The organism is Bacillus sp. Au-Bac7 (genome assembly GCF_021341655.1).
Lineage (GTDB): Bacteria > Bacillota > Bacilli > Bacillales > Cytobacillaceae > Niallia.
Genome location: NZ_JAJTTG010000049.1, coordinates 1 through 911, shown reverse-complemented (window position 1 = coordinate 911; position 911 = coordinate 1). Strand labels below are relative to the sequence as shown.

Genomic DNA, 911 nt, shown 5'->3' with positions numbered 1-911 from the left:
ATCAGATACTCCAGAAATTCTAATACTGTTGACATAAAAATAGATTCTCCCCACAAGAAGAACAAGCAGGAAAATTGTAATCCATCTATACTTTTTCTTTTTCATCCCTGTCTCTCCTTTCCCTGAAAAAAACCAAAAAAGGTAAGAACCCTTTCTCACTTTATTATTTCAAATCAATCTTATCTGCATGTGTTTCACCATCTTTTATGTAGGATACATCTACTTGATAGCACTAAAGGGCAGCATTCCTGTTTCCTTTTTTATTAATTGTTATTTTGTATTTTCAACTCGAATTTCCTTAATAGTTTTGTCTAGGGTTACTGAATCTAGATGGAATCGAAAAAATAGTGGTTCCTTTTCTTGATTTTTTGTCACGTACACGCTACCATAAGCATCGATTATGGTGAATTTAGGATCTTTATACGTTTCACTATTTTCCATAATGCTAGCTAAGAAATCGATATATTCTTTTGTTCCTATTCGGTAATTTAAATTATGTTCTTTAAAATATTGATCAAGTAAATATTTTCCCTGACCAATTGTAAAACTATCAATATCTGCGTCAGATAAATCTTCATTTGCCATTTTTGCTTTCTTTATAGCCTGTTTCTGATTTTCCGTTAATAAATAGCGACTATCACTTTCTGATTTAATAATACCTGCTACAACAAAAATAGTTATGATAATTAATACTAAACATACAGGAATAATGTGTTTTTTTCTCATAAACTTCCTCATTTCATGAGTTTTACCTAAGCTCGTACTGACTCATTTTTATATTTCCTAAAGCTTCTTGAAATCCTTCTCTCAATCCTTCATTTTTAAACTATTGCCCTCCTTTAGTATGTTAGACTATATTTTTTGTAAAAAGTTATTTGTATTCCATTTTTTTCCAACTATTTCTCACAACT

The 911-nt window shown here is 30.0% G+C and carries 1 protein-coding gene; it reads right to left on the bottom strand.

The features are described 5' to 3' along the window. Positions 1–270: 270 nt before the first annotated feature. Positions 271–726 (bottom strand): hypothetical protein, encoded by a 456-nt coding sequence (locus tag LXM54_RS27645; RefSeq protein WP_233319555.1) that lies wholly within the window; start codon positions 724–726, stop codon positions 271–273. Positions 727–911: the final 185 nt, after the last annotated feature.